The 23,518-nt window shown below is 61.5% G+C and carries 23 protein-coding genes and 1 pseudogene; 16 read left to right on the top strand and 8 right to left on the bottom strand.

Annotated features, from left to right (window positions below):
• Window positions 1-101: 101 nt before the first annotated feature.
• From QIW53_RS22350 to QIW53_RS22330, 5 genes are all read left to right on the top strand, one after another.
• Window positions 102-473 (top strand): gamma-butyrobetaine hydroxylase-like domain-containing protein, encoded by a 372-nt coding sequence (locus tag QIW53_RS22350; protein WP_192307591.1) that lies wholly within the window; start codon window positions 102-104, stop codon window positions 471-473.
• Between the two features lie 256 nt (window positions 474-729).
• The gene (gene phaC / locus QIW53_RS22345) at window positions 730-2,409 is read left to right on the top strand and encodes a class II poly(R)-hydroxyalkanoic acid synthase (protein ID WP_371051751.1); all 1,680 of its coding nucleotides are present in this window, start codon (window positions 730-732) and stop codon (window positions 2,407-2,409) included.
• A gap of 147 nt (window positions 2,410-2,556) precedes the next feature.
• The gene (gene phaZ / locus QIW53_RS22340) at window positions 2,557-3,411 is read left to right on the top strand and encodes a poly(3-hydroxyalkanoate) depolymerase (RefSeq protein ID WP_371051750.1); all 855 of its coding nucleotides are present in this window, start codon (window positions 2,557-2,559) and stop codon (window positions 3,409-3,411) included.
• Window positions 3,412-3,522: 111 nt separating this feature from the next.
• Window positions 3,523-5,205, top strand: a complete 1,683-nt coding sequence (gene phaC / locus QIW53_RS22335; protein WP_371051749.1) for a class II poly(R)-hydroxyalkanoic acid synthase — start codon at window positions 3,523-3,525, stop codon at window positions 5,203-5,205.
• Between the two features lie 45 nt (window positions 5,206-5,250).
• Window positions 5,251-5,871 carry a TetR/AcrR family transcriptional regulator gene (locus QIW53_RS22330; protein WP_371051748.1) on the top strand — a complete coding sequence of 207 codons (621 nt, stop codon included), beginning with the start codon at window positions 5,251-5,253 and terminating at the stop codon, window positions 5,869-5,871.
• A 74-nt stretch (window positions 5,872-5,945) separates the two neighbouring features.
• Here the strand turns inward: QIW53_RS22330 and QIW53_RS22325 are convergent, their stop codons facing one another.
• The 3 genes from QIW53_RS22325 to QIW53_RS22315 all read right to left on the bottom strand — a co-directional run bounded on the left by QIW53_RS22325 (window position 5,946) and on the right by QIW53_RS22315 (window position 7,829).
• Window positions 5,946-6,869 (bottom strand): phasin family protein, encoded by a 924-nt coding sequence (locus QIW53_RS22325; protein ID WP_371051747.1) that lies wholly within the window; start codon window positions 6,867-6,869, stop codon window positions 5,946-5,948.
• Between the two features lie 10 nt (window positions 6,870-6,879).
• Complete coding sequence (locus QIW53_RS22320) at window positions 6,880-7,302, bottom strand: phasin family protein (protein WP_371051746.1); 423 nt, start codon at window positions 7,300-7,302, stop codon at window positions 6,880-6,882.
• A gap of 251 nt (window positions 7,303-7,553) precedes the next feature.
• Complete coding sequence (locus tag QIW53_RS22315; RefSeq protein WP_371051745.1) at window positions 7,554-7,829, bottom strand: polyhydroxyalkanoic acid system family protein; 276 nt, start codon at window positions 7,827-7,829, stop codon at window positions 7,554-7,556.
• A 154-nt stretch (window positions 7,830-7,983) separates the two neighbouring features.
• Between QIW53_RS22315 and ubiE the strand changes: the two genes are divergently transcribed.
• The 11 genes and pseudogenes from ubiE to QIW53_RS22260 all read left to right on the top strand — a co-directional run bounded on the left by ubiE (window position 7,984) and on the right by QIW53_RS22260 (window position 16,113).
• The gene (ubiE, locus tag QIW53_RS22310; protein ID WP_192307583.1) at window positions 7,984-8,754 is read left to right on the top strand and encodes a bifunctional demethylmenaquinone methyltransferase/2-methoxy-6-polyprenyl-1,4-benzoquinol methylase UbiE; all 771 of its coding nucleotides are present in this window, start codon (window positions 7,984-7,986) and stop codon (window positions 8,752-8,754) included.
• Window positions 8,754-9,377, top strand: coding sequence for a ubiquinone biosynthesis accessory factor UbiJ (locus QIW53_RS22305; RefSeq protein ID WP_371051744.1), 624 nt, complete (start codon window positions 8,754-8,756; stop codon window positions 9,375-9,377). Before ubiE ends, QIW53_RS22305 begins: the two co-directional genes overlap by 1 nt.
• Window positions 9,374-10,978 carry a ubiquinone biosynthesis regulatory protein kinase UbiB gene (gene ubiB / locus QIW53_RS22300; protein WP_371051743.1) on the top strand — a complete coding sequence of 535 codons (1,605 nt, stop codon included), beginning with the start codon at window positions 9,374-9,376 and terminating at the stop codon, window positions 10,976-10,978. The genes QIW53_RS22305 and ubiB overlap by 4 nt, the downstream gene beginning before the upstream one ends.
• Window positions 10,979-11,059: 81 nt before the next feature.
• The gene (gene hisI / locus QIW53_RS22295) at window positions 11,060-11,461 is read left to right on the top strand and encodes a phosphoribosyl-AMP cyclohydrolase (protein ID WP_371051742.1); all 402 of its coding nucleotides are present in this window, start codon (window positions 11,060-11,062) and stop codon (window positions 11,459-11,461) included.
• Window positions 11,454-11,786 (top strand): phosphoribosyl-ATP diphosphatase, encoded by a 333-nt coding sequence (locus tag QIW53_RS22290; RefSeq protein ID WP_371051741.1) that lies wholly within the window; start codon window positions 11,454-11,456, stop codon window positions 11,784-11,786. The genes hisI and QIW53_RS22290 overlap by 8 nt, the downstream gene beginning before the upstream one ends.
• 25 nt (window positions 11,787-11,811) lie before the next feature.
• Window positions 11,812-12,090 carry a twin-arginine translocase TatA/TatE family subunit gene (locus QIW53_RS22285; protein WP_192307578.1) on the top strand — a complete coding sequence of 93 codons (279 nt, stop codon included), beginning with the start codon at window positions 11,812-11,814 and terminating at the stop codon, window positions 12,088-12,090.
• A 10-nt stretch (window positions 12,091-12,100) separates the two neighbouring features.
• Window positions 12,101-12,529 (top strand): Sec-independent protein translocase protein TatB, encoded by a 429-nt coding sequence (gene tatB / locus QIW53_RS22280; protein ID WP_371051740.1) that lies wholly within the window; start codon window positions 12,101-12,103, stop codon window positions 12,527-12,529.
• Window positions 12,526-13,320, top strand: coding sequence for a twin-arginine translocase subunit TatC (tatC, locus tag QIW53_RS22275; RefSeq protein WP_192307576.1), 795 nt, complete (start codon window positions 12,526-12,528; stop codon window positions 13,318-13,320). Before tatB ends, tatC begins: the two co-directional genes overlap by 4 nt.
• Window positions 13,317-14,024, top strand: a complete 708-nt coding sequence (locus QIW53_RS22270; protein ID WP_371051739.1) for a 16S rRNA (uracil(1498)-N(3))-methyltransferase — start codon at window positions 13,317-13,319, stop codon at window positions 14,022-14,024. Before tatC ends, QIW53_RS22270 begins: the two co-directional genes overlap by 4 nt.
• Window positions 14,025-14,199: 175 nt before the next feature.
• Window positions 14,200-15,255 (top strand): annotated as a pseudogene (locus QIW53_RS22265) (methyl-accepting chemotaxis protein); the annotation flags it as partial.
• The gene (locus tag QIW53_RS22260; protein ID WP_371051755.1) at window positions 15,241-16,113 is read left to right on the top strand and encodes a methyl-accepting chemotaxis protein; all 873 of its coding nucleotides are present in this window, start codon (window positions 15,241-15,243) and stop codon (window positions 16,111-16,113) included. The pseudogene QIW53_RS22265 and the gene QIW53_RS22260, both read left to right, overlap by 15 nt.
• Before the next feature lie 140 nt (window positions 16,114-16,253).
• On the opposite strand, the gene QIW53_RS22255 is transcribed toward QIW53_RS22260, so the two are convergent.
• From QIW53_RS22255 to QIW53_RS22235, 5 genes are all read right to left on the bottom strand, one after another.
• Window positions 16,254-16,988, bottom strand: coding sequence for an amino acid ABC transporter ATP-binding protein (locus QIW53_RS22255; protein WP_371051754.1), 735 nt, complete (start codon window positions 16,986-16,988; stop codon window positions 16,254-16,256).
• Window positions 16,981-17,940 carry an amino acid ABC transporter permease gene (locus QIW53_RS22250; protein ID WP_371051738.1) on the bottom strand — a complete coding sequence of 320 codons (960 nt, stop codon included), beginning with the start codon at window positions 17,938-17,940 and terminating at the stop codon, window positions 16,981-16,983. Before QIW53_RS22250 ends, QIW53_RS22255 begins: the two co-directional genes overlap by 8 nt.
• 129 nt (window positions 17,941-18,069) lie before the next feature.
• Window positions 18,070-18,867: a transporter substrate-binding domain-containing protein gene (locus QIW53_RS22245; protein WP_371051737.1), complete on the bottom strand. Its 798-nt coding sequence runs from the start codon at window positions 18,865-18,867 to the stop codon at window positions 18,070-18,072.
• Between the two features lie 230 nt (window positions 18,868-19,097).
• Window positions 19,098-21,668 carry a glucans biosynthesis glucosyltransferase MdoH gene (gene mdoH / locus QIW53_RS22240; RefSeq protein ID WP_371051736.1) on the bottom strand — a complete coding sequence of 857 codons (2,571 nt, stop codon included), beginning with the start codon at window positions 21,666-21,668 and terminating at the stop codon, window positions 19,098-19,100.
• Window positions 21,661-23,487, bottom strand: coding sequence for a glucan biosynthesis protein G (locus QIW53_RS22235; RefSeq protein ID WP_371051735.1), 1,827 nt, complete (start codon window positions 23,485-23,487; stop codon window positions 21,661-21,663). Before QIW53_RS22235 ends, mdoH begins: the two co-directional genes overlap by 8 nt.
• Window positions 23,488-23,518 lie beyond the last annotated feature (31 nt).

Below are 23,518 nucleotides of genomic sequence, written 5' to 3'. Positions count from 1 at the left end.
CGAAGGCGCAGTGTCAGTCGACATCGGAGTTGTCTGACACACCGCTTTCGCGAGCAAGCCCGCTCCCACATTGAGGTTACGCAAAAGGCGGATACCTGACCATGCTCCCCACCGACATCAAACTGCACAAAGCCTCGAAAACCCTGTCGCTGAAATACGCCTCGGGCGAGGAACATCACCTGCCTGCCGAATTCCTGCGCGTGCACTCGCCTTCCGCCGAGGTCCAGGGCCACGGCAAACCCATCCTGCAATTTGGCAAGATCGGCGTCGGCCTGAGCAAGGTCGAACCGGCCGGCCAGTACGCACTGAAACTGACCTTCGACGACGGCCACGACAGCGGCCTGTTCACCTGGGACTACCTGTACCAGTTGGGCGTGCGCCAGGAAGAGCTGTGGAACGATTATCTCGCCGAACTGAAAAGCGCCGGCAAGAGTCGCGACCCGAACGAGTCGGTCGTCAAGCTGATGCTCTAGCCCGTAGTTCTTGCTCATTAGTGGGCATTTTCTAATTTCATCTGTTTGAATGTTTGGCCGCGTGGCCACTCATTGGCCTGCTTGCGAAAAAAATTAAACTCGGGTAACCAATGGATCTGGCAAGTTCCCTGCAGTGCGCTCTGATGTGAAAGCAGCGATGCAGAATCAACGGTCACCCGAGCAGTAGTACCAGGCATTCGCTGTGTGACTACACAGCAGGACCGGGTACTCGTCTCAGGACAATGGAGCGTCGTAGATGAGTAAACAGAATAACGATGACTTGAAGTTTCAGGCCTCGGAAAACACCCTGGGGTTGAATCCTGTCGTTGGGCTACGTGGAAAGGATCTACTGGCCTCTGCTCGAATGGTTCTCAGGCAAGCGGTCAAGCAACCGATACACAGCGCCAAACATGTCGCGCATTTCGGTCTTGAACTCAAGAACGTGCTGTTCGGCAAGTCCGAGCTGCAACCGACCAGCGACGATCGACGCTTCGCCGATCCGGCCTGGAGCCAGAACCCGCTCTACAAACGTTATCTGCAAACTTACCTGGCGTGGCGCAAGGAGCTCCACGACTGGATCGACGACAGCAACCTGGGCCCCAAGGACACGGCGCGCGGGCATTTCGTGATCAACCTGATGACCGAAGCGATGGCCCCGACCAACACGGCGGCCAACCCGGCGGCGGTCAAACGATTCTTCGAAACCGGCGGCAAGAGCCTGCTCGACGGTCTCTCGCATCTGGCCAAGGACATGGTGAACAACGGCGGCATGCCGAGCCAGGTCAACATGGGCGCGTTCGAGGTTGGCAAGAGCCTGGGCGTGACCGAAGGCGCGGTGATTTTCCGCAACGACGTGCTGGAGCTGATCCAGTACAAGCCGATCACCGAGCAAGTGCACGAGCGCCCGTTGCTGGTGGTGCCACCGCAAATCAACAAGTTCTACGTGTTCGACCTCAGCCCGGATAAGAGCCTGGCGCGGTTTTGCCTGCGCAACAACGTGCAGACCTTCATCGTCAGTTGGCGCAACCCGACCAAGGAGCAGCGCGAGTGGGGTCTGTCCACCTACATCGAAGCCCTGAAGGAAGCGGTTGACGTGGTGACCGCGATCACCGGCAGCAAGGATGTGAACATGCTGGGTGCCTGCTCCGGCGGCATCACCTGCACCGCACTGCTGGGCCACTACGCCGCAATCGGCGAGAAAAAGGTCAACGCCCTGACGCTGCTGGTCAGCGTGCTGGACACCACCCTGGACAGCGACGTCGCCCTGTTCGTCGACGAGCAGACCCTCGAAGCCGCCAAGCGCCACTCTTATCAGGCCGGCGTGCTGGAAGGCCGCGACATGGCGAAGGTGTTCGCCTGGATGCGGCCCAACGACCTGATCTGGAACTACTGGGTCAACAACTACCTGCTGGGCAACGAGCCGCCGGTGTTCGACATCCTGTTCTGGAACAACGACACCACCCGCTTGCCCGCCGCGTTCCACGGCGACCTGATCGAAATGTTCAAGAACAACCCGCTGACCCGACCCAATGCACTGGAAGTGTGCGGCACGGCGATCGACCTGAAGCAGGTCACCGCCGACATCTTTTCTCTGGCCGGCACCAACGACCACATCACTCCGTGGAAGTCCTGCTACAAGTCGGCGCAGCTGTTTGGTGGCAAGGTCGAGTTCGTGCTGTCCAGCAGCGGGCACATCCAGAGCATCCTGAATCCGCCGGGCAATCCGAAATCCAGATACATGACCAACAGCGAACTGGCGGGCAAGGCCGAGGAGTGGCAGGAAAACTCCACCAAGCACACCGATTCCTGGTGGCTGCACTGGCAGGCCTGGCAGGCCGAACGCTCGGGCGAGCTGAAAAAGGCCCCGGCGAAACTGGGCAACAAGGCTTATCCGGCGGGCGAAGCGGCGCCGGGGACTTACGTACACGAGCGGTAACCGGAACACCTCGCCGTCCCTGTGGGAACGGGCTTGCTCGCGAAAGCGCAGTGTCAGTCGACAGCAATGTCGAATGATCCGACGCCATCGCGAGCAAGCCCGCTCCCACAAGGAATCGAGGGCAGACTTAATCCACAGGGCCTGAGCATGCCGCAACCCTTCATTTTCCGTACCGTCGAGCTGGATGGCCAGACCCTCCGCACGGCGGTACGCCCCGGCAAGTCTCACTTGACGCCCTTGCTGATTTTCAACGGCATCGGCGCCAACCTGGAGCTGGTGTTTCCGTTCGTCGCGGCTTTGGACCCGGACCTGGAGGTGATCGCCTTCGACGTCCCGGGTGTCGGCGGCTCATCGACGCCGAGCCGGCCGTACCGCTTTCCCGGCCTGGCCAAGCTCACGGCGCGAATGCTCGACTACCTTGACTACGGGCAGGTCAACGCGATCGGTGTGTCCTGGGGCGGCGCCCTCGCCCAGCAGTTCGCCCACGACTACCCCGAGCGCTGCAAGAAACTGGTCCTCGCGGCCACGGCGGCGGGTGCGGTGATGGTGCCGGGCAAGCCGAAAGTGCTGTGGATGATGGCCAGCCCGCGACGCTACATCCAGCCGTCACACGTGATCCGGATTGCACCGATGATCTACGGCGGCTCGTTCCGACGCGACTCCAAGCTCGCGGCCAGTCACGCGGCGAAAGTTCGCTCGGCGGGCAAGCTTGGCTACTACTGGCAGCTGTTCGCCGGCCTCGGCTGGACCAGCATCCACTGGCTGCACAAGATCCACCAGCCCACCCTGGTGCTGGCCGGCGACGATGATCCGCTGATTCCGCTGGTCAACATGCGCCTGCTGGCCTGGCGCATTCCCAATGCCCAGTTGCACATCATCGATGACGGGCATCTGTTCCTGATCACCCGCGCCGAAGCGGTGGCGCCGATCATCATGAAATTCCTCGAGGAGGAACGGCAACGCGCCGTGATGCATCCTCATCCGGCCCCACTGGGCGGTTAGTCGACCCCACAGCGGCTGGCAGGAGGCGATGCCGCGCAACTACCCGAAACAGCGTCTATGGTGTTCTGGTTCGGTGATTGTTTTGGACTGAAGACGAAGGAGTGTTGAGTCATGCGCGACAAGCCAGCAAGGGAGTCTTTGCCCACTCCCGCCGCGTTTATCAACGCACAGAGTGCCATCACCGGTTTGCGCGGTCGGGACCTGATTTCAACCTTGCGCAGCGTGGCGGCCCATGGATTGCGCAATCCACTGCACAGCGCCAGACACGCCCTGACACTGGGCGGGCAACTGGGGCGGGTGCTGCTGGGCGAAACCCTGCACCCGACCAACCCCCGGGACAGTCGTTTCAGCGACCCGGCCTGGAGCCTCAACCCGTTTTATCGTCGCAGCCTGCAGGCCTACCTGAGCTGGCAAAAGCAGGTCAATTGCTGGATCGACGAGAGCGACATGACCCCGGACGACCGTGCCCGCGCTCACTTCGTCTTCGCCTTGCTCAACGACGCCGTGTCCCCGTCCAACAGCCTGCTCAATCCACTGGCGATCAAGGAACTCTTCAACTCCGGTGGCCACAGCCTGGTACGCGGCATCAGTCACCTGGTCGATGACCTGCTGCACAACGACGGTTTGCCCCGGCAAGTGACCAAGCAGGCCTTCGAGGTCGGTAAAACCGTGGCCACCACCACCGGCTCGGTGGTGTTCCGCAACGAGCTGCTGGAGCTGATCCAGTACAAGCCGATGAGCGAGAAGCAGTATTCCAGGCCATTGCTGGTGGTGCCGCCACAGATCAACAAGTACTACATCTTCGATTTGAGCCCGACCAACAGCTTCGTCCAGTTCGCCCTGAAAAACGGCCTGCAGACCTTCATGATCAGCTGGCGCAACCCGGACGTGCGGCATCGCGAGTGGGGCCTGTCGAGCTATGTCGAAGCGGCGGAAGAAGCGATGAATGTCTGCCGGGCGATCACCGGGGCCCGTGAGGTCAACCTGATGGGGGCCTGTGCCGGGGGCTTGACCATCGCCGCGCTGCAAGGTCATTTGCAGGCCAAGCGTCAGATGCGCCGCGTCGCCAGTGCGACCTATCTGGTGAGCCTGCTCGACAGTCAGCTGGACAGCCCCGCCACCTTGTTCGTCGACGAGCAGACCCTGGAAGCCTCCAAGCGCCGCTCTTACCAGAAAGGCGTGCTGGACGGTCGCGACATGGCCAAGGTGTTTGCCTGGATGCGCCCCAACGACTTGATCTGGAGCTACTTCGTCAACAACTACCTGCTGGGCAAGGAGCCGCCGGCGTTCGACATTCTGTACTGGAACAACGACACGACCCGCCTGCCGGCCGCCCTTCATGGCGACCTGCTGGACTTCTTCAAACACAACCCGCTGGGGCATCCGGGCGGCCTCGAAGTGTGCGGCACACCGATCGACTTGCAGAAGGTCACCGTCGACAGCTTCAGCGTCGCGGGCATCAACGACCACATCACGCCATGGGACGCAGTGTATCGCTCCACGCTGCTGCTGGGCGGCGAGCGGCGCTTCGTGCTGGCCAACAGCGGCCATGTGCAGAGCATCCTCAACCCACCCTCGAACCCGAAAGCCAACTTTGTCGAAAGCACGAAGTTGAGCAGCGATCCGCGGGCCTGGTATTACGACGCGAAACAGGTCGAAGGCAGCTGGTGGCCGCAATGGCTGACCTGGATTCAGGAACGCTCGGGCACGCAGAAGGAAACGCACATGGCGCTTGGCAATCAGAACTATCCACCGATGGAAGCAGCGCCCGGCACGTACGTGCGCGTGCGTTAGACAGACCGGGCAGGAATGGACTGAAATGATCATTAAGAAGACTGGATGAAAACCCGCGACCGAATTCTCGAATGTGCCCTGCAACTGTTCAACCAGAAGGGCGAGCCGAACGTCTCCACCATGGAAGTTGCCAATGAAATGGGGATCAGCCCGGGCAACCTCTATTACCACTTCCACGGCAAGGAGCCGTTGATCCTGGGGCTGTTCGAGCGCTTCCAGGCAGAACTCGCGCCCTTGCTCGACCCACCCTCCGATGTGGAACTGGCACCGGAAGACTACTGGCTGTTCCTGCACCTGATCGTCGAGCGCCTGGCGCACTACCGGTTTCTGTTCCAGGACCTGTCGAACCTGGCCGGGCGCCTGCCGAAGCTGGCCAAAGGCATACGCAACCTGCTCAATGCACTCAAGCGCACCCTGGCTTCCCTGCTGGCGCGTCTGAAGGCGCAGGGGCAACTGGTCAGCGACACCCAGGCACTGGGCCAACTGGTAGAGCAGATCACCCTGACGCTGCTGTTCTCACTGGACTATCAGCGGATCCTTGATCGCGACGGCGAGGTCAGGTTGGTGGTGTATCAGATCATGATGCTGGTGGCGCCGCATTTGCTGCCGCCGATCAAGGTGGCGACCGAGCAGCTGGCGCTGCAATACCTCGAAGATCCCCTGTAGGAGCGAGGCAGTGACTCACGCACAAACAAAAACGCCCGACCTTGGCAGGCCGGGCGTTTTCTTGAGCCCTGGGATCAGGACTGACTGGTGGGCGTCGATGGCGTCGGCGCGGCAGTCGGGGTGACAGCAGGCGTCGGTGCGGCAGCAGAGTTCGAGGCGCTCGCCGCAGGCGTCGGGGTTGCCGGTTTGGCGGCAGCCGTTGCTGGTTTCGGTGCAGCGGGTTTCGCGGCCGCCGGTTTTTTCACTGCTGGTTTCTTCGCGGCAGCAGGTTTTGCCGCTGGCTTGGCGGCCGGCTTGGCAGCAGCGGTTTTCGCAGCTGGTTTGGCCGCTGCGGTTTTCGCCGCCGGTTTCGCAGCAGGCTTGGCGGCAGGTTTCGCAGCAGGTTTTGCAGCCGCCTTCGCGGCGACCGGTTTGGCCGCTGCCTTGGTGGCCGCAGGTTTGGCGGCTGCGGTTTTCGCCGCAGGTTTGGCCGTCGCCTTGGCGGCTGGTTTGGCAGCCGGTTTGGCGGCCACTTTTGCCAGTGGCTTGGCTGCCGGTTTAGCCGCCGGTTTGGCTGCTGCGGTTTTCGCCGCAACAGGCGCAACCTTGGCGCCCGTGAGTTTCTCGATCTGCCTGGTCAAAGTATCGACCTTGCTGTGCAGGGCCTTCACTTCATTGCGACTCGGCACGCCCAGGCGCGAGATGGCGCTGTTCAAGCGTTTGTCGAAAGCACCTTCGAGCTCATCCCACTTGCCCAGCGCCTTGTCTTTCACGCCGGAGATACGCGACTTGGCCGAGGACGCGGAGTCCTTGGCGGCATCAACGCCTTTGCCGACAGCGCTCTTGGTGAGCTTCTCGGCTTTCTCGCCGTCTTTGACCAATGCATCGAAGAGTTTGCTGCCGTCAGAGTCGATCTTCGAGTACACGCCTAAACCAGCCAGCCAGATCTTGCGGGAGTAGTCTTCGACTTTCCCGATCCACGAGCTGCCTTCTTTATCGGTGTTCTTCTTACCAGCCATCCCGTTCTCCTTAAGATTTACGCGCGACGCGTTCGAGCAATGCCGTCAGCTCATCGAGCTTGGCAGAGAGTGTCTCAACGTCATGTTTAGACGGAATGCCGATACGATTCAAGGCACTTGCGACACGCGAGTCGAAAGCCTTCTCTACTTTGTCGAGTTGTACTTCGACCTTGCCTTTGAAAGTGCTGACTTCACTCTGGGCTTCATCGATCTCGGTATTAGCCGCTTCAAGTTTTTCAGCAACTAACTTTTTACCTTTCTTTTCAACAGCTTGACCTTCCTTGATTAACTCCTGGAAGTACTCGCTGCCCTCTTGGCCGACCTTGGTGTAGGCGCCCAGGCCTGCCAGCCAGATCTTGCGGGCATAGGATTTGACGTCGCCAAGCGCCGTTGTCGAAGCGTCGATTTTTTTCTTCAAAATAACTTTGGCCATGGTGCACCTCACGCGCAGAAGGTTTGAGGAACTGCCCGCAAAAGTGTCGGGCTCATGCACAACGTACGAAGAATAATTAGAAACGGCACCCTAACAACTGACATGAATCAGTGGGCGCAGCGCAAACAGAACTGTGGGAGCGGGCTTGCTCGCGAATGCGGTGTGTCATTCAATGTATTCGTTGACTGACACACCGCATTCGCGAGCAAGCCCGCTCCCACAGGGAATAGCGTATGCAAAAGAAAGCCGGGCTACGCGAGCGCCTTGTCCAGCGCCTTCTCGATCTCTGCCTTGATCATGCCGCTCATGGCCGACATCATCAGGCCCAACTCCACGTCTACCCGGATCGAATCATTGGCCACATGCACCGCGCCTTTTACGCCGGAGCGCTTGAGATTCAGGGTGTCGCCGGACCATTGCGGCTCCAGGCCATATTGATCGGACAACTTCTGCGCCAACTTGTCGGCCTTCTCGCGGGCCGCTTCCTTGCCCAGATTATGGGTACGCTCAACACTGATTCGGGCCATCGATTGACTCCTGCTTTTTGAATACGATGCTGGAGCATCTTGACCGCCGCTGCGGCAAAACGTCCCAGTGATTGACTATCTTACCTGCAGCCTTGCCAAGACAAAGCCGGCCACCGGGATTAGAATGCCCGCATTCTCTTCTGGTGACAGCGATATGACTGATCAGCGCAAAGGCAGCGATGCCGAACCCACCACTCACTTCGGTTTCAAAAACGTACCGGAAAGCCAAAAAGCGGAAAAAGTCGCCGAGGTATTCCACTCGGTAGCCGCCAAGTACGACCTGATGAACGACCTCCTGTCGGGGGGCATGCACCGTCTGTGGAAGCGCTTCGCAATCGAGCTGTCGGGTGTGCGCAGCGGCAACCGCGTGCTCGACATCGCCGGCGGCACCGGTGACCTGACGAAAAAATTCTCCCACCTCGTTGGCCCGACCGGCCAGGTGGTATTGGCTGACATCAACGCATCCATGCTCAAGGTCGGTCGTGACCGCCTGCTGGACCTGGGTGTGGCCGGCAACGTCGAATTCGTTCAGGCCGACGCTGAAAAGCTGCCATTCCCGGACAACCATTTCGACTGCGTGACCATCGCGTTCGGCCTGCGCAACGTGACGCACAAGGAAGATGCCCTGCGCTCGATGCTGCGTGTGCTAAAGCCCGGCGGACGCCTGCTAGTGCTGGAATTCTCCAAGCCGACCAACGCGCTGATGTCCAAGGCCTATGACGCCTACTCGTTCGCCTTCATGCCGCTGGTGGGCAAGCTGGTGACCAACGACTCGGAAAGCTACCGCTACCTGGCGGAATCGATCCGCATGCACCCGAACCAGGAAACCCTGAAGTCGATGATGGTCGAGGCCGGTTTCGACCGCGTGACCTATCACAACATGACCGCAGGCATCGTCGCCCTGCACCGCGGCATCAAGCCCTGATGCTGCTCGCCGGCCTGTTCGCCAGCGTCGAACTCGGTCTGAACCGGGTGCTGCGTCTCGACAGCACGGCGCTGCCGAGGCTCGCGCATTTGAGCGGCAAGGTGATTGCGGTCGAGTGCCGTAGCCCGGCCCTGCATCTGCACATCCTGCCCAGCGACGAAGGCCTGATGCTCGCCTCGCAGTGGGAAGGCGGTGCCGACTGCACGTTGCGTGCACCGGCCAGCAGCCTGTTGAAACTGGCGCTGAGCAAGGACAAGACCGCGGTCCTGCACGGTGCTGAGGTTGAGCTCGACGGTGACAGCGGCGTGCTGCTGGAGCTGGCGGCGATCCTTCAGGACCTGGAACTGGACTGGGAGTACGAGCTCTCGCGCTGGCTCGGGCCGGTCGCCACGCAACTGGTCGGCGGCCACCTGCGCAGTCGTGCTCGCTGGTATCAGCAAGGTTTCACCAGCCTCGGTCAGAACCTGGGCGAGTACCTGGCCGAAGAATCGCGTACCCTCGTCGGTCAGCGCGAAGCCGAAGCCCGTTTCACCGAACTGGACCGGATCAAGCTCGATCTGGAACGTCTCGAGGCGCGTGTCGAGCGCCTTTCCCGATCCCTAGACCCAAGCGATAACGCATGAAGCTGCTTGCCGTCCGCCGTTTGTTGCGCATCCAGCGCGTTGTGATTCGCTATCGCCTCGATGACTTGCTGTTCGACCTGCCGCTGCCATGGTTCCTGCTGGCGCTGCGCTATGTTCTGCCGTGGCGCTGGTTCCCGCGCAAGACGCTGGACCTGAGCCGTGGCGCACGCCTGCGCCTGGCACTGCAGGACCTGGGGCCGATTTTCATCAAGTTCGGGCAGATTCTGTCCACCCGCCGCGACCTGCTGCCGGAAGACATCGCCGACGAACTGATGCTGCTGCAGGACCGCGTGCCGCCGTTCGACTCGCAAGTGTCGGTGAGGCTGATCGAAGAACAGCTGGGCAAGAAGATCAGTGAAGTGTTCAGCCGTTTCGACGTCGAACCGCTGGCTTCAGCGTCCGTGGCGCAGGTGCATGCCGCGCAACTGAAAACCGGAGAAGAAGTCGTCGTCAAGGTGATCCGCCCGGGCCTCAAGCCGGTGATTGCCCAGGACCTGGCTTGGCTGTTCATCCTCGCCCGCGCGGCGGAAAAACTCTCGGCCGATGCGCGCCTGCTGCACCCGGTGGACGTGGTCAGCGACTACGAAAAAACCATCTACGACGAACTCGATCTGTTGCGCGAAGCGGCCAATGCCAGCCAGCTGAAGCGCAACTTCGAGGGTTCGCCGATGCTCTACGTGCCGCAGGTCTACTGGGACTGGTGCCGACCGAAAGTGCTGGTGATGGAGCGCATCTACGGGATTCAGGTCACGGACCTGGCCACCCTCGCCGACCAGCGCACCGACATGAAAATGCTCGCCGAACGCGGGGTGGAAATCTTCTTCACCCAGGTGTTCCGCGACAGTTTCTTCCACGCCGACATGCACCCCGGCAACATCTTCGTCAGCACCGTCAACCCGTGGAGCCCGCAGTACATTGCGATCGACTGCGGCATCGTCGGCAGCCTGACCCCGGAAGACCAGGATTACCTGGCGCGCAACCTGTTCGCCTTCTTCAAGCGCGATTACCGGCGAGTGGCGCAACTGCACATCGATTCGGGCTGGGTGCCGGCGGAAACCAAACTCAACGAATTCGAAGCGGCCATTCGTACCGTGTGCGAGCCGATCTTCGAAAAACCGTTAAAAGATATTTCCTTCGGTCAGGTGTTGATGCGTCTGTTCCAGACGGCGCGACGCTTCAACATGGAGGTGCAGCCGCAGCTTGTCCTGTTGCAGAAGACCCTGTTGAACATCGAAGGCCTGGGCCGTCAGTTGTACCCGGACCTGGATCTGTGGAACACCGCACAACCGTTCCTCGAGCGCTGGATGCGTGAACGCGTCAGCCCCAAGGCCTTGCTGGGCAATGTGCAGAGCCAGTTCGAGCAACTGCCGCACCTGGCCAACATGGCCCGCGACCTGCTCGAACGCATGTCGCAGCCCCACGCCTACGATCCGCCGCCTCCGTGGCATCGACGTCGGGACGACTGGTTCCTGCGCCTGCTCGGGACGGCCCATCTGGCAGGTGGGGCGATTCTGGCCATGGGTGGTCCGTTGAACGAGTTGGCGTACTGGCCGGCGGGGATCATGATGGCCGTCGGCTTGTATCTGGTCGTTCGTCGATAGCCAGTTGGGTGAACGACTGGCACACTGTTTGAACGCTTGGGCTCGACTTCTGAAGTGTCGGGCCCGCTGTCGGAGTCAAAGATGAAAAACTGGCTGGACGAGATCAAGTGGGATGCCGATGGCCTGGTACCGGCCATTGCCCAGGATCACAAGACCGGGCGCGTCCTGATGATGGCCTGGATGAACCGTGAAGCGCTGCAACTGACGGCGGCGGAGAACCGTGCCATCTACTGGTCGCGCTCGCGTGGCAAGCTGTGGCGCAAGGGCGAAGAGTCGGGGCATGTGCAGACCCTGCATGAAATGCGCCTGGACTGTGACGCCGATGTCATCATCCTGATGGTCGAGCAGATCGGCGATATCGCCTGCCATACCGGCCGCCAGAGCTGCTTCTACCGCGTCTTCGAAAACGGCGACTGGAAAACCGTCGACCCGGTCTTGAAAGACCCGCACGCCATTTACAGCGCAGGACACAAACATGAGTGACACCCTGACCCGCCTCGCTCAGGTGCTGGAGGAGCGCAAAGGCGCCGCCGCCGACAGCTCGTATGTCGCCAGCCTGTACCACAAGGGCTTGAACAAGATTCTGGAAAAGGTCGGCGAAGAGTCGGTCGAAACCATCCTTGCCGCCAAGGATGCCGCCATCAGCGGCGACTGCAGCGATGTGATCTACGAAACCGCCGACCTGTGGTTCCACAGCCTGGTCATGCTCGCCCAACTGGGGCAGCATCCGCAGGCCGTACTCGATGAACTGGACCGTCGTTTCGGTCTGTCCGGACACGCCGAGAAAGCCTCGCGCCCGTCCGCCTGAACAACCTTTTGAGAGGAGCAGCAACATGGGCATTTTTGACTGGAAACACTGGATCGTCATCCTCGTTGTCGTGGTGCTGGTGTTCGGCACCAAGAAGTTGAAAAACCTCGGTACCGATGTCGGCGAATCGATCAAGGGCTTCCGCAAGGCCATGAACGACGACGAGAAACCGGCCGATCCGACTGTCACTCCGGCCCAACCGGTGCCGCCGGCCCAGCCACAGCCCACCCAGGCCGTGAACCAGCCGCACACCATCGACGTGCAGGCGCAAAAAGTCGAAGAGCCGATCCGCAAAGACGTGTGAGCACTGACTAATGTTTGGTATCAGCTTCTCTGAACTGCTGCTCGTCGGCCTCGTTGCCCTGCTGGTGCTGGGTCCCGAGCGCCTGCCGGGCGCCGCGCGCACCGCCGGCCTGTGGGTCGGTCGCCTGAAGCGCAGCTTCAATGCGATCAAACAGGAAGTTGAACGTGAAATCGGTGCCGACGAGATTCGTCGGCAACTGCACAACGAGCACATCCTGTCGCTGGAACAGGAGGCGCGCAAGATCTTTACGCCGACCCAGCAGGAGCCGACACCGGTCCAGCCAGAAGTCACGCCGACAGTGGCTGCACCTGCGGCTGAAGCAGCGCCTGTCGAACCGACGCCTGCTGTTGCAGCCGCACCGGTTGAACCCGTCGTACCTGCGGCTGCGCCTGTTGCGCCGGCCCCTCAAGACCCTACATTGCCGCCGCGAGCCCCATGAGCGACCTTCCTGAAAACGACCAGCACATGCCGCTGGTTTCGCACCTCACCGAGCTGCGCACCCGTCTGCTGCGCTGTGTAGCGGCGATATTCATCATCTTCGCCGGGTTGTTCGCCTTCACCCAGCAGATCTACACCTTCGTCTCCACGCCGTTGCGCCAGTACCTGCCAACGGGGGCGACGATGATTGCCACCGACGTGTCGTCGCCGTTCCTGACGCCGTTGAAGCTGACCATGATGGTCTCGCTGTTCCTGGCGATCCCGGTGATCCTGCACCAGATCTGGGGCTTCATCGCGCCCGGCCTGTACAAGCATGAGAAACGCATCGCCGTGCCCTTGCTGGTGTCGAGCATCCTGCTGTTCTATGCCGGCATGGCGTTCGCCTACTTCCTGGTGTTCCCGCTGATCTTCAAGTTCTTCGCGGCGGCCACCCCCGCCGGCGTGGAAATGATGACCGACATCACCAGCTACCTCGATTTCGTCATGACGCTGTTCTTCGCCTTCGGCGTGGCGTTCGAAATCCCGGTGGCCGTGGTGCTGCTGGTGTGGATCGGCGTGGTCGACGTCAAATACCTGAAGAAAATCCGCCCCTACGTGATCATCGGCTGCTTCGTGGTCGGCATGATCCTGACACCACCGGACATCTTCTCGCAGACACTGCTGGCGGTGCCGATGTGGCTGCTGTTCGAGATCGGCATCCTGTTCGGCGGCCTGATCAGCAAGCGCGGCGATCATCCGGACGACCAGCCGGTCGACGATCACAACGACCAGCCACCAGCGACCCAGGCGTGAACCTGCTGCTGCTCGAAGAGGCCGACTTCATTGCGGCCGACCGGGTGGTCCTGCGTGATCGCCGGTTGACGCATATGCAGGAGGTCCACCGCTGCGAAGTGGGTGACAGCCTGCGGGTCGGACGGATCGGCGGCCTGATGGGATCGGCCAGCGTGCTGCGCCTGGACGACAATGAAACCGAACTGCAGGTCACCCTCGATCAGGCACCGCCGGCCAAACTGCCACTGACCCTGGTACTGGCCCTGCCACGCCCCAAGATGCTGCGCAGGGTGTTTCAGACCGTGGCGGCCATGGGTGTGCCACGCATCGTGCTGGTCAACAGCTACCGCGTCGAGAAGAGCTTCTGGCAGACACCCTTCCTCGAACCCGAGGCCATTCGCGAGCAGTTGATCCTCGGACTTGAACAGGCCCGGGACACTGTGTTGCCGGACGTGGTCATCGAAAAACGTTTCAAGCCGTTCGTCGAAGACCGCCTGCCGGCCATCGCCCAGGGCACCCTCGGCCTTGTCGGCCATCCGGGCAACTACCCGCCCTGCCCTCGCGGCCTGGCCGAGCCGGTCACGCTGGCCATCGGCCCGGAAGGCGGCTGGATTCCCTACGAGATCGACCTGCTGGCCAAATCCGGCCTGCAACCAGTGCAACTGGGCGAGCGCATCCTGCGGGTCGAAACGGCCGTCACCGCGCTGCTCGCACGCCTGTTCTAGACGTAGATCCCTGTAGGAGCGAGCACGCTCGCGATGGTCGTAATAACGCCGCGAGGTGTCAGGCATCCAACGTTATCGTTAACGACCATCGCGAGCATGCTCGCTCCTACAGGTTCTTCCCGGCCCGCCGATACAGCTTCCATAAAACCAATATGCGGTCCAAGGGAGTTGCAGCATGCAATGGCTAGCCGAAAAACTGGGAAACGTTAGCGTCAACCGAAAACTGAGCGTCGGCTTCGGTTTGGTGCTGCTATTGACGGCGCTGATTACCTTTACCGGCTGGACCGGCCTGAAGGACGTGATGAGCCGGGGCGACAAACTCGGCTTCATCGCCAGCCTCAACGACCTGACCAAGGATTTGCGCATCGCTCGCCTGGATTACGAAATGCGCCGTGGCGAGCAGGGTACGGGGACCGTCAACGACCTGCTCGGCAAACTCGACAGCGGCTTGAAAACCGCACGCACACTGATCGAACAGCCGGACGATGCCGCCAAGGTCGACCAGCAACTGGCCGCCGTCGCCGAGTACAAGCAAGCCTTCGCCGCCATGGCCCAGGCGGGCGCCAATCGTGAAGATGCGCGCAGCAAGCTTGGCGCTTCCGCCGACAATGCCGTAGCCCGGGTGGCTGAAGTCGAGAAAGCCCTGCTGCAAGGCGACAGCGTCACCGATTTCAACCAGATCGTCGAAGCTGGCAAGCTGCTGCAACAAGCCCGCTACCAGGTGCGCGGCTACACCTACAGCGGCAAGGCCGACGCCGAGCAACCGGCGCTGGATGCGATTGCCAACGTTCTGACCTACCTCGACAGCCTGCCTTCCAGGCTGCCCCCGCAGTACGCCGCCAATCTGCAACAGGCCAGCGAATCATTCAAAACCTATCGCGCGGCGGTCAGCCAGTTCCGTGATTCACAGGTCGCCACGGCGGCCGCGCTGGTGCGCATGAAGGCGCAAGGCGAGGTCCTGATCGACCTCAGCCAGAAGCTCACCGCTTCGCAAACCGTCGTGCGCGATACCGATGCGGCACATGCCAGGAACCTGTTGTTCCTGGCCACCGCACTGGCACTGGCCTTCGGTCTGTTCGCAGCATGGGCGATCACCCGCCAGATCGTCATCCCCCTGAGCCAGACCCTGAAGGTGGCGGAGCGCATTGCCGCCGGAGACCTGAGCCAGGACCTGATCTCGCAGCGCCAGGACGAACTGGGTCAACTGCAGCGCGCCATGCAGAACATGACCCTGGGCCTGCGCGAGTTGATCGGCGGCATCCGCGACGGTGTCACGCAGATCGCCAGCGCCGCCGAAGAACTGTCCGCCGTGACCGAGCAGACCAGCGCCGGGGTCAACAGCCAGAAAGTCGAGACCGATCAGGTGGCGACCGCCATGAACGAAATGACCGCCACCGTGCAGGAAGTGGCGCGCAATGCCGAGGAGGCCTCGGAAGCGGCGGTCGCCGCTGATCAGCAGGCCCGTGAGGGTGACAAGGTGGTCGGCGAAGCCATCACCCAGATCGAGCGCCTGGCCCTGGAAGTGGGTAACTCCACCCAGGCCATGGGCGATCTCAAGCGCGAAAGCGACAAGATCGGCAGCGTCCTCGACGTGATCAAGTCCGTGGCCCAGCAAACCAACCTGCTGGCGCTCAACGCCGCCATCGAGGCCGCCCGCGCCGGTGAGGCCGGACGAGGTTTTGCGGTGGTCGCCGACGAAGTCCGCAGCCTCGCCCAGCGCACCCAGAAGTCCACCGAGGAAATCGAAGAGCTGATCGTCGGCCTGCAGAACGGCACCCAGCAGGTCGCGACCATCATGGACAACAGCCGCAGCCTGACCGACAGCAGCGTCGAACTGACGCGTCGCGCCGGTGGCTCGCTGGAAAGCATCACCCGCACCGTGTCGGCGATCCAGTCGATGAACCAGCAGATCGCCGCAGCGGCCGAGCAACAGAGCGCCGTGGCCGAGGAGATCAACCGCAGCGTGCTGAACGTGCGCGATGTGTCCGAACAGACCTCGGCGGCCAGCGAGGAAACCGCCGCCTCCAGCGTCGAACTGGCGCGACTGGGGACCCATTTGCAGACGCTGGTGGGGCGGTTCAAGGTTTGAGGTAATTCAGCTGCTTCGGTTCGCTTGAAATCGAGGTGGTGCCATCGCGGGCAAGCCCGCTCCCACAGTGGGCATTGGTGGTCACAATATCCGTGTACGCTGCCAATCCCTGTGGGAGCGGGCTTGCTTGCGATGGCGGCCTAAAGGACCTGACGCAGAAAAGCCTGGGCCCGCGGGTCCTTCGGTGCGTCGAAGAACTCCGCCGGGGAGGCGTCTTCGAGCAATTTGCCGTGATCGAAGAACAGCACCCGATCCGCCACCTCACGCGCGAACCCCATCTCGTGGGTCACGCACACCATGGTCATGCCTTCCACGGCCAGGTTCTTCATGACGTCGAGCACTTCGCCGACCATTTCCGGGTCCAGCGCCGACGTCGGCTCGTCGAACAACATGACCTTGGGCTCCATCGCCAGCGCCCGGGCGATTGCCACGCGCTGCTGTTGGCCACCGGACAGCCGTGACGGGAACTCGTTGGCCTTCTGCGCGATGCCGACCTTTTCCAGCAACGCCATCGCCTTGGCTTCACGCTCCTTCTTGCCCCGCTTGCGCACGACCTTTTGCGCAAGGCACAGGTTCTCCAGCACGGTCATGTGCGGGAACAGGTTGAAGTGCTGGAACACCATGCCGACTTCGCGGCGGTAGGCGTTGACGTCGGTTTTCGGGTCGGCCAGTTGCAGGCCGTCGATGCTCACCGAGCCGGAGTCGAATTCTTCGAGGCCATTGAGGCAGCGCAGGAAGGTCGATTTGCCGGATCCGGACGGACCGATTACCACCAGCACCTCGCCTTTGGCCACCTGGGTCGAGACGTTGTCGACCGCACGAACCACCTGGCCACGGGTGTCGAAAATTTTTACCAGATCGCGGACTTCAATCACTTTGCGCAAGCCTCCGCTCAAGCCGGCCGGCGATTTTCGACAGCGGCAGGTTGATCAACAAATACAGGCCAGCCACACAGAACAGGATTTCAAACGGCGAAAACGAGGTGGTGATGACTTCGCGGCCGCTTTTCAGCAGTTCGGTAATGGCGATCACCGACACCAGGGACGTGTCCTTGACCAGACTGATGAATTGCCCGGCCAGCGGCGGCAGCACGCGCTTGAACGCCTGCGGCAGCACCACGTGGCGCATCGACTGGCCCGCGCTCAAACCGAGGGAACGTGCGGCCTCGTTCTGGCCCCGGGCAATCGACTGCACGCCGGAACGGATGATCTCGGCGACATACGCTCCGGTAAACAACGACAGCGCGGCGATCCCGGCGAATTCACGGGACAGGTTCATCACGGTGCCGATGAAGAAATAGAAAATGAAAATCTGCACCAGCAGCGGCGTCCCGCGCACCAGTTCGATGTAGATCGTCGACAGGTCGCGCAGGGTCGGGTTGTTCGAGAGACGGCACAGACCGGTGACCAGGCCGATCAGCAGACCCAGCACACCCGACACCACCGACAGCCACAAGGTGGTCCACAGCCCCCACAACAGCGGTCCGGCCGCCCAATGGCGGGTCACGCCGATCACATCGCCTTCCGCCACGTCGTCGCCCTGGGCGACTTGCAGGCTGTTGTCGTCGACGGTTACGCGTTGTTCGTCACCGGCGTCATTGCGCAGGGTCACTTCGGCCTTGTCGCCGTTGCGCACCAGGGCGCTGACAGTGGAGATGTCGGCGGCACGCTGCGACTCTTCAGCGTGGTAGGCGAAGTACTGCGGCACGCGGTTCCAGCGCCATTCATAGGACATCAGCGAGGTGGCGTAGTACATCGCGGCAGCCAGGCCGATGAGCACCAGCACTGTGAGCGCGTGCCAGGGCCATTGGGCTTTTTTCTGTTTCATTGCGGTTCCGAGAGAGGTATTGCTCGAAAGGCCGTCATCGCGAGCAGGCTCGCTCCCACAGGATAATCACTGTACCTGTGGGAGCGAGCCTGCTCGCGATAAAGGCGACTCGGTTTATCTGACCAAGCCTTATTCCATGTCCTTCAACCAGGCAGTGTCTTTAAACCACTTGTCATGGATTCGGTCGTAGGTGCCGTCGTTGTGGATCTGGTGCAGGAAGTTGTTGATGAAGTTGAGGCTGTCGTAGTCACCCTTCTTCAGACCGAACGCCAGGGGCTCGTAGGTGAACGGCTTGTCGAGGAACACCAGCTTGCCGTTGCCGACCTTGGTCAGCGCCACGACGTTGTACGGCGCGTCATAGATAAAGGCATCGGCCTTGCCGTTGACCACGTCGAGTACAGCTTCCTGCTCGTTGTCGTAGCCGTGGTACTTGGCCTTGGAGATCAGCTTCTTGGCCACCATCTCGCCGGTGGTGCCGAGCTTGGAGGTGATGCGGTAGTCGGCGGTGTTCAGGTCCTTGTAGGACTTGATGGTGCCTTCAAGCTCCTTGCGGATCAGCAGGGTCTGGCCCACCACGATGAAGGGTTCGCTGAAGTTCAGGCGCAGGTTGCGTTCCTGGGTCAGGGTCATGCCGCTGCCGATCATGTCGAACTTGTCGGTGAGCAACGCCGGAATGATGCCGTCGTAACCGGTGGACACCAGCTCCAGCTTGACGCCCATGGCCTTGGTCATGGCCTTGAGGATATCGACTTCGAAACCGATGATCTCGCCGCGCTTGTTGGTCATTTCGAATGGCATGTAGGTCGGGTCCATGCCGACTTTCAAGGTGCCGCGCTTGACCGCGTCATCGATGGCGCCGGCCTGCGCCGCGCTGACTGCAACCAATGCCGTGACGCCGACCAGCAGCATCGAGAGATACTTCTTCATCATCATGTCCCCAAAACCATTGCGTTATGAGGCGCGCAATCGCCAGTTCTCCAGAGGAAACCCTGCCGATACGGACAAAACTTGCCCGGGCGCGCCAATTCGGGGACGGATGCTAACGCACTCGCTCAAATCCACAAGGGTTTGCGTCGGATTGATCGCTTGAACCTTCCCGCGAAGAGCCCGGGAACGATCGAACAGGCAAAAAAAACCCGCTTTCGCGGGTTTTTTCATCAGGCCAACTGCGGTTGAGCACTCAAGGGCTGCAACGGCAGAAGCGGCGCATGGGGATCGGCGTTGACCGATTGGCGCCAGGCCTCCAGCCACCCAGGATGGGCTTCGGTCCAGACCTGCTCGTGCAGGCGCGCCAGTGCCACCGGGTCGCTGAGCAGTTGCACACGCTCATTGTTGGTCAGGCCTTCAGGCCCGACCTTCATCGCATGACGAACGCGCTCCACACGCAGCCATTCGATCGGCTCGGCCTCGCGGTGACGCGAAGTCGCCAGCGAGCACGCCAAGGCGTTCTGCTGCGGATCGACCACCGAGCGAATGAAACCATCGTTCAGCGCGTGATAACGGTTTTCATGGGTGTACTTGTCAGTATCCAGCAGTGCCTGCGGCGGATTGTATTCCTCCGGAATCAGGAACAGGCTCTCGTCACGGGACTTGAGCCCCAGGCCCACACGGCTGGAGATCACCGACACCGGGATCGACAGCATCAGCGAGCCGACGATTGGCACCAGCCACCACAGGAAGCTCGGGTTCAGCCAGATCACCAGCAAGGCCCACAGGAAGCCCAGCAAGGTTTGCGGGCCGTGGCGCTTGACCGCTTCGCTCCATGGCGTGGAGTCGTCGTCACGTTGCGGCGAGTTCCAGGTCGCGGCCCAGCCGAGAAACGCGGCGAGCACGAAACGGGTGTGGAAAATCATCCGCACCGGCGCCAGCAGCATGGAGAACAGCATCTCCAGCAGCATCGACAGGGTCACCTTGAACTTGCCACCGAACTCTTTCGCGCCCTTGGCCCAGATCAGGATGATGCTCAACAGTTTCGGCAGGAACAGCAGCACGATGGTGGTCGAGAACAGCGCAATCGCCTTGTCCGGGTGCCATTGCGGCCAGAGTGGATACAACTGGCGGGGCTCCAGGAAGTACTGCGGTTCCATCAGGGTGTTGACCGCCAGCAGCGCCGTCGACAGCACCAGGAAGAAGAACCACAACGGCGCCGACAGGTAGGACATCACGCCCGTCAGGAACACCGCACGGTGAACCGGGTGCATGCCCTTGACCAGGAACAGGCGGAAGTTCATCAGGTTGCCGTGGCACCAGCGACGGTCACGCTTGAGCTCGTCCAGCAGGTTCGGCGGCAGCTCTTCGTAGCTGCCCGGCAAGTCGTAGGCAATCCACACGCCCCAGCCGGCGCGACGCATCAGCGCAGCTTCGACGAAGTCGTGGGACAGGATCGCCCCGGCGAAAGCACCTTTACCGGGCAACGGCGCCAGGGCGCAATGCTCGATGAACGGCTTCATGCGGATGATCGCGTTGTGGCCCCAATAGTGCGACTCACCCAACTGCCAGAAGTGCAGGCCGGCGGTGAACAGCGGACCGTACACCCGGGTTGCGAACTGCTGCATGCGCGCATACAGGGTGTCCATGCCCGAGGCACGCGGCGCGGTCTGGATGATCCCGGCGTCCGGCGTGGCTTCCATCAGGCGCACCAGGCTGGTCAGGCATTCGCCGCTCATGACCGAGTCGGCGTCGAGCACGACCATGTACTTGTAGTCACCGCCCCAACGACGGCAGAAGTCGTCGAGGTTGCCGCTCTTGCGTTTGACGCGACGGCGGCGGCGGCGATAGAAGATCTTGCCGAAACCCTTGGCTTCGCGGCAGACGTCCAGCCAGGCCTGCTGTTCGGCGACGCAGATGTCGGCATCGTTACTGTCGCTGAGGACAAAGAAGTCGAAGCGATCCAGGTCACCCGTGGCCGCGACCGACTCGAATGTGGCCCGCAGACCGGCGAACACCCGCGGCACATCCTCGTTGCAGATCGGCATGACCAGCGCGGTACGCGCGTCTTTCGGAATTGGCTCGTTACCCGCACTTTTACCGGAGATCCGGTATTTATCGTGCCCCGTCAGCAACTCCAGGAAGCCCATCAACGCGGTCCAGAAACCGGCCGAGACCCAGCAGAACAGAATCCCGAACATGATCAGGATGCTGGTCTGCAGCGCATACGGCAGCACTTGCGTGGCCGTTTGCATGAGCGGTTGATGCAGGACTTCGTTGAGGTCGACGAACGACCAGCCCTGGTACGGCATGATGCCTTTCATGTACCAGCCGGCCACGATGGTCTGGCCGAGCATCAGCACCAGCAGGATGTAGCGACGGATCGAACCCACCGTGCGCCAGCGCGCCGCCGGGAGCACGTTCGCGTCTTTCGGCGGCTTGGGCGGGTTGGTGCGACCGGTCAGGCGGCGCCAGCCGCGCACCAGGATGTTGGTGCGCCACGGTTCCGGCACGACCTTGGTCCGACGAATCGGCGGGGTCGCCTTGAGGCACACCCGGCCGCTGGCGTCGAGCACCAGCATTTCGGCGTCCTGCAACTCCTCGGCAGTGCTCAGGGTCAGGCGCTTGCCCACCGACGCCTGGGCGGCATCGGCAGGCGCGCCGAACGTCGAGGACGAAAGACGCTCATGCAGTTCACTGAAGGACTGGCAGCCCGCGAGTTCCGCGCGCTGCTGGTCGGTCATCGGCAAATGGGCCAGATACTCCGAGAGCGATTCTGGCTGTACTGGAGAATTACTCATCGGCAGGCAACTGGTAGCTCCAGGTCTCGGTCAGGACTTCTTCAGTCGGTGACGATTCCGGTGTGGCTGGGGCCGCGTCGGCAGCGGCTGGCTGCTTGGCGTCAGTGTTGTTCGCCTTGTCCTTGGCATCGGCGACCGGCTTGGCATCAGCCTGTTTGCCGTCGACAGCTTTCGGGCCTTTCTCGGTCTTCTCGACTTTCTCCGCTTGCTTGGCGGCGACCTTGTCAGCCTTGGCCACGGAGGAGTTGGAGGCCGGAATCGAGGTCTTGGCCAGATCGGCCGGCACGATGTTCTGCACCAGCGCCGCACGCATTTCGGTGGATTTGCCCGGGTCCTTGACCTTCAGGCGCAGGGTCAGGCGCCAGCCCTTGGTTTCAGGGTTGTAACGCACGCTGTTCTCGACCAGTTCGGCGTTGTCGCCGACGCTGACCTGACTGCGCACGTCGGCGTCAGGAGGCAGTGCCGCCAGGGACGGGCCTTCGAAATCCACCAGGTAGGCAACGCTGCCATCCGGCTGACGGATCAGGTTCGATTGCTTGACGTCACCGGTGGACTTCAGGGTCTGGCTGACCCAGGCGCTGTCCGGCGAGTGCAAGGCAGCCTCATCCATGGTCCAGTGCATGCGGTAGCCGAATTCCAGCGGCTTGCCCGGGTCGGGCAGGGTTTCCGGGCTCCAGAACGCCACGATATTGTCGTTGGTTTCATCGGCGGTCGGAATCTCGACCAGATCGACGGTGCCCTTGCCCCAATCGCCCTTCGGCTCGATCCAGGCACTTGGACGCTTGTCGTAGCGGTCATCGAGGTCTTCGTAGTGGCTGAAGTCGCGCCCACGCTGCAGCAAGCCGAAACCACGCGGGTTCTCGACCGAGAAGTTGCTCACGGCCAGGTGTTTCGGGTTGTTCAGCGGACGCCAGATCCACTCGCCGTTGCCGGCATGGATCGCCAGACCGCTGGAATCGTGCAGCTCACGACGGTAGTTGAGGACTTTGGACGGCTGGTTGGCGCCGAACAGGAACATGCTGGTCAGCGGGGCTATACCCAGTTTGCCGACCCTGTCACGCAGGTACATCTGCGCCTTGACGTCGACGATGGTGTCGCTGCCCGGACGCAGGGTCAGGCGGTAGGCGCCGGTTGCACGTGGCGAATCCAGCAGGGCGAAAATCACCAGGTGCTTGTCGCCCGGCTTGGGCTGTTGAATCCAGAACTCGCGAAAACGCGGGAATTCCTCACCGGACGGCAAGGCGGTATCGATCGCCATGCCACGGGCGGACAGACCGTAGACGTGGTTCTTGCCGACGACGCGGAAGTAACTCGCGCCGAGCATGGTCATGATTTCGTCTTGCTTGTCGGCCTTGTTGATCGGGTACAGCACCCGGAAACCGGCATAGCCAAGCTTTTCGGTGGCCTTGGGATCGAACTGCAGGTCGCCGAAATCAAACCGGGTCGGGTCGTATTTGATCTCTTCGACGGTGTTGGCCGTGATTTCGTTGATTTTCACCGGCGTGTCGAAATGCATGCCCTGGTGATAGAACGACAGCTTGAACGGGTTCTTCTGATCGGCCCATTCGGCTTTTTCGGTGCGGAAACGAATTTTCTGATAATCCGCGAATTTCATCTCGCGGAATTCAGTCGGCAGGTTACTGCGCGGAGCCTCGTATTTTTGTCCGGCCAGCTCTTTTGCCTTGGCCGACACATCATCCAGACTGAATGCCCAAAGCTGGCCGGCGCTGAGCAGGCAAAGCAGGGCCGAGCCCGCTACCAGAGCGCTACGCAACCGTTTGGCAGACAATTTTGGTGCAATAAACGGACTTACAATCACGAGCAACCCTCGCCGAAAACAGATCAATAAA

Source organism: Pseudomonas fluorescens, from assembly GCF_041354075.1.
Classification (GTDB): domain Bacteria; phylum Pseudomonadota; class Gammaproteobacteria; order Pseudomonadales; family Pseudomonadaceae; genus Aquipseudomonas; species Aquipseudomonas fluorescens_CE.
This window is presented reverse-complemented; position numbering and strand designations above follow the sequence as displayed.

Excerpts from the sequence above, each read along its gene's own strand:
- QIW53_RS22350 (WP_192307591.1), top strand. The coding sequence starts at position 102 with ATGCTCCCCACCGACATCAAACTGCACAAAGCCTCGAAAACCCTGTCG.
- phaC (WP_371051751.1), top strand. The coding sequence starts at position 730 with ATGAGTAAACAGAATAACGATGACTTGAAGTTTCAGGCCTCGGAAAAC.
- phaZ (WP_371051750.1), top strand. The coding sequence starts at position 2,557 with ATGCCGCAACCCTTCATTTTCCGTACCGTCGAGCTGGATGGCCAGACC.
- phaC (WP_371051749.1), top strand. The coding sequence starts at position 3,523 with ATGCGCGACAAGCCAGCAAGGGAGTCTTTGCCCACTCCCGCCGCGTTT.
- QIW53_RS22330 (WP_371051748.1), top strand. The coding sequence starts at position 5,251 with ATGAAAACCCGCGACCGAATTCTCGAATGTGCCCTGCAACTGTTCAAC.
- QIW53_RS22325 (WP_371051747.1), bottom strand. The coding sequence starts at position 6,869 with ATGGCTGGTAAGAAGAACACCGATAAAGAAGGCAGCTCGTGGATCGGG.
- QIW53_RS22320 (WP_371051746.1), bottom strand. The coding sequence starts at position 7,302 with ATGGCCAAAGTTATTTTGAAGAAAAAAATCGACGCTTCGACAACGGCG.
- QIW53_RS22315 (WP_371051745.1), bottom strand. The coding sequence starts at position 7,829 with ATGGCCCGAATCAGTGTTGAGCGTACCCATAATCTGGGCAAGGAAGCG.
- ubiE (WP_192307583.1), top strand. The coding sequence starts at position 7,984 with ATGACTGATCAGCGCAAAGGCAGCGATGCCGAACCCACCACTCACTTC.
- QIW53_RS22305 (WP_371051744.1), top strand. The coding sequence starts at position 8,754 with ATGCTGCTCGCCGGCCTGTTCGCCAGCGTCGAACTCGGTCTGAACCGG.
- ubiB (WP_371051743.1), top strand. The coding sequence starts at position 9,374 with ATGAAGCTGCTTGCCGTCCGCCGTTTGTTGCGCATCCAGCGCGTTGTG.
- hisI (WP_371051742.1), top strand. The coding sequence starts at position 11,060 with ATGAAAAACTGGCTGGACGAGATCAAGTGGGATGCCGATGGCCTGGTA.
- QIW53_RS22290 (WP_371051741.1), top strand. The coding sequence starts at position 11,454 with ATGAGTGACACCCTGACCCGCCTCGCTCAGGTGCTGGAGGAGCGCAAA.
- QIW53_RS22285 (WP_192307578.1), top strand. The coding sequence starts at position 11,812 with ATGGGCATTTTTGACTGGAAACACTGGATCGTCATCCTCGTTGTCGTG.
- tatB (WP_371051740.1), top strand. The coding sequence starts at position 12,101 with ATGTTTGGTATCAGCTTCTCTGAACTGCTGCTCGTCGGCCTCGTTGCC.
- tatC (WP_192307576.1), top strand. The coding sequence starts at position 12,526 with ATGAGCGACCTTCCTGAAAACGACCAGCACATGCCGCTGGTTTCGCAC.
- QIW53_RS22260 (WP_371051755.1), top strand. The coding sequence starts at position 15,241 with ATGCAGAACATGACCCTGGGCCTGCGCGAGTTGATCGGCGGCATCCGC.
- QIW53_RS22250 (WP_371051738.1), bottom strand. The coding sequence starts at position 17,940 with ATGAAACAGAAAAAAGCCCAATGGCCCTGGCACGCGCTCACAGTGCTG.
- QIW53_RS22245 (WP_371051737.1), bottom strand. The coding sequence starts at position 18,867 with ATGAAGAAGTATCTCTCGATGCTGCTGGTCGGCGTCACGGCATTGGTT.
- mdoH (WP_371051736.1), bottom strand. The coding sequence starts at position 21,668 with ATGAGTAATTCTCCAGTACAGCCAGAATCGCTCTCGGAGTATCTGGCC.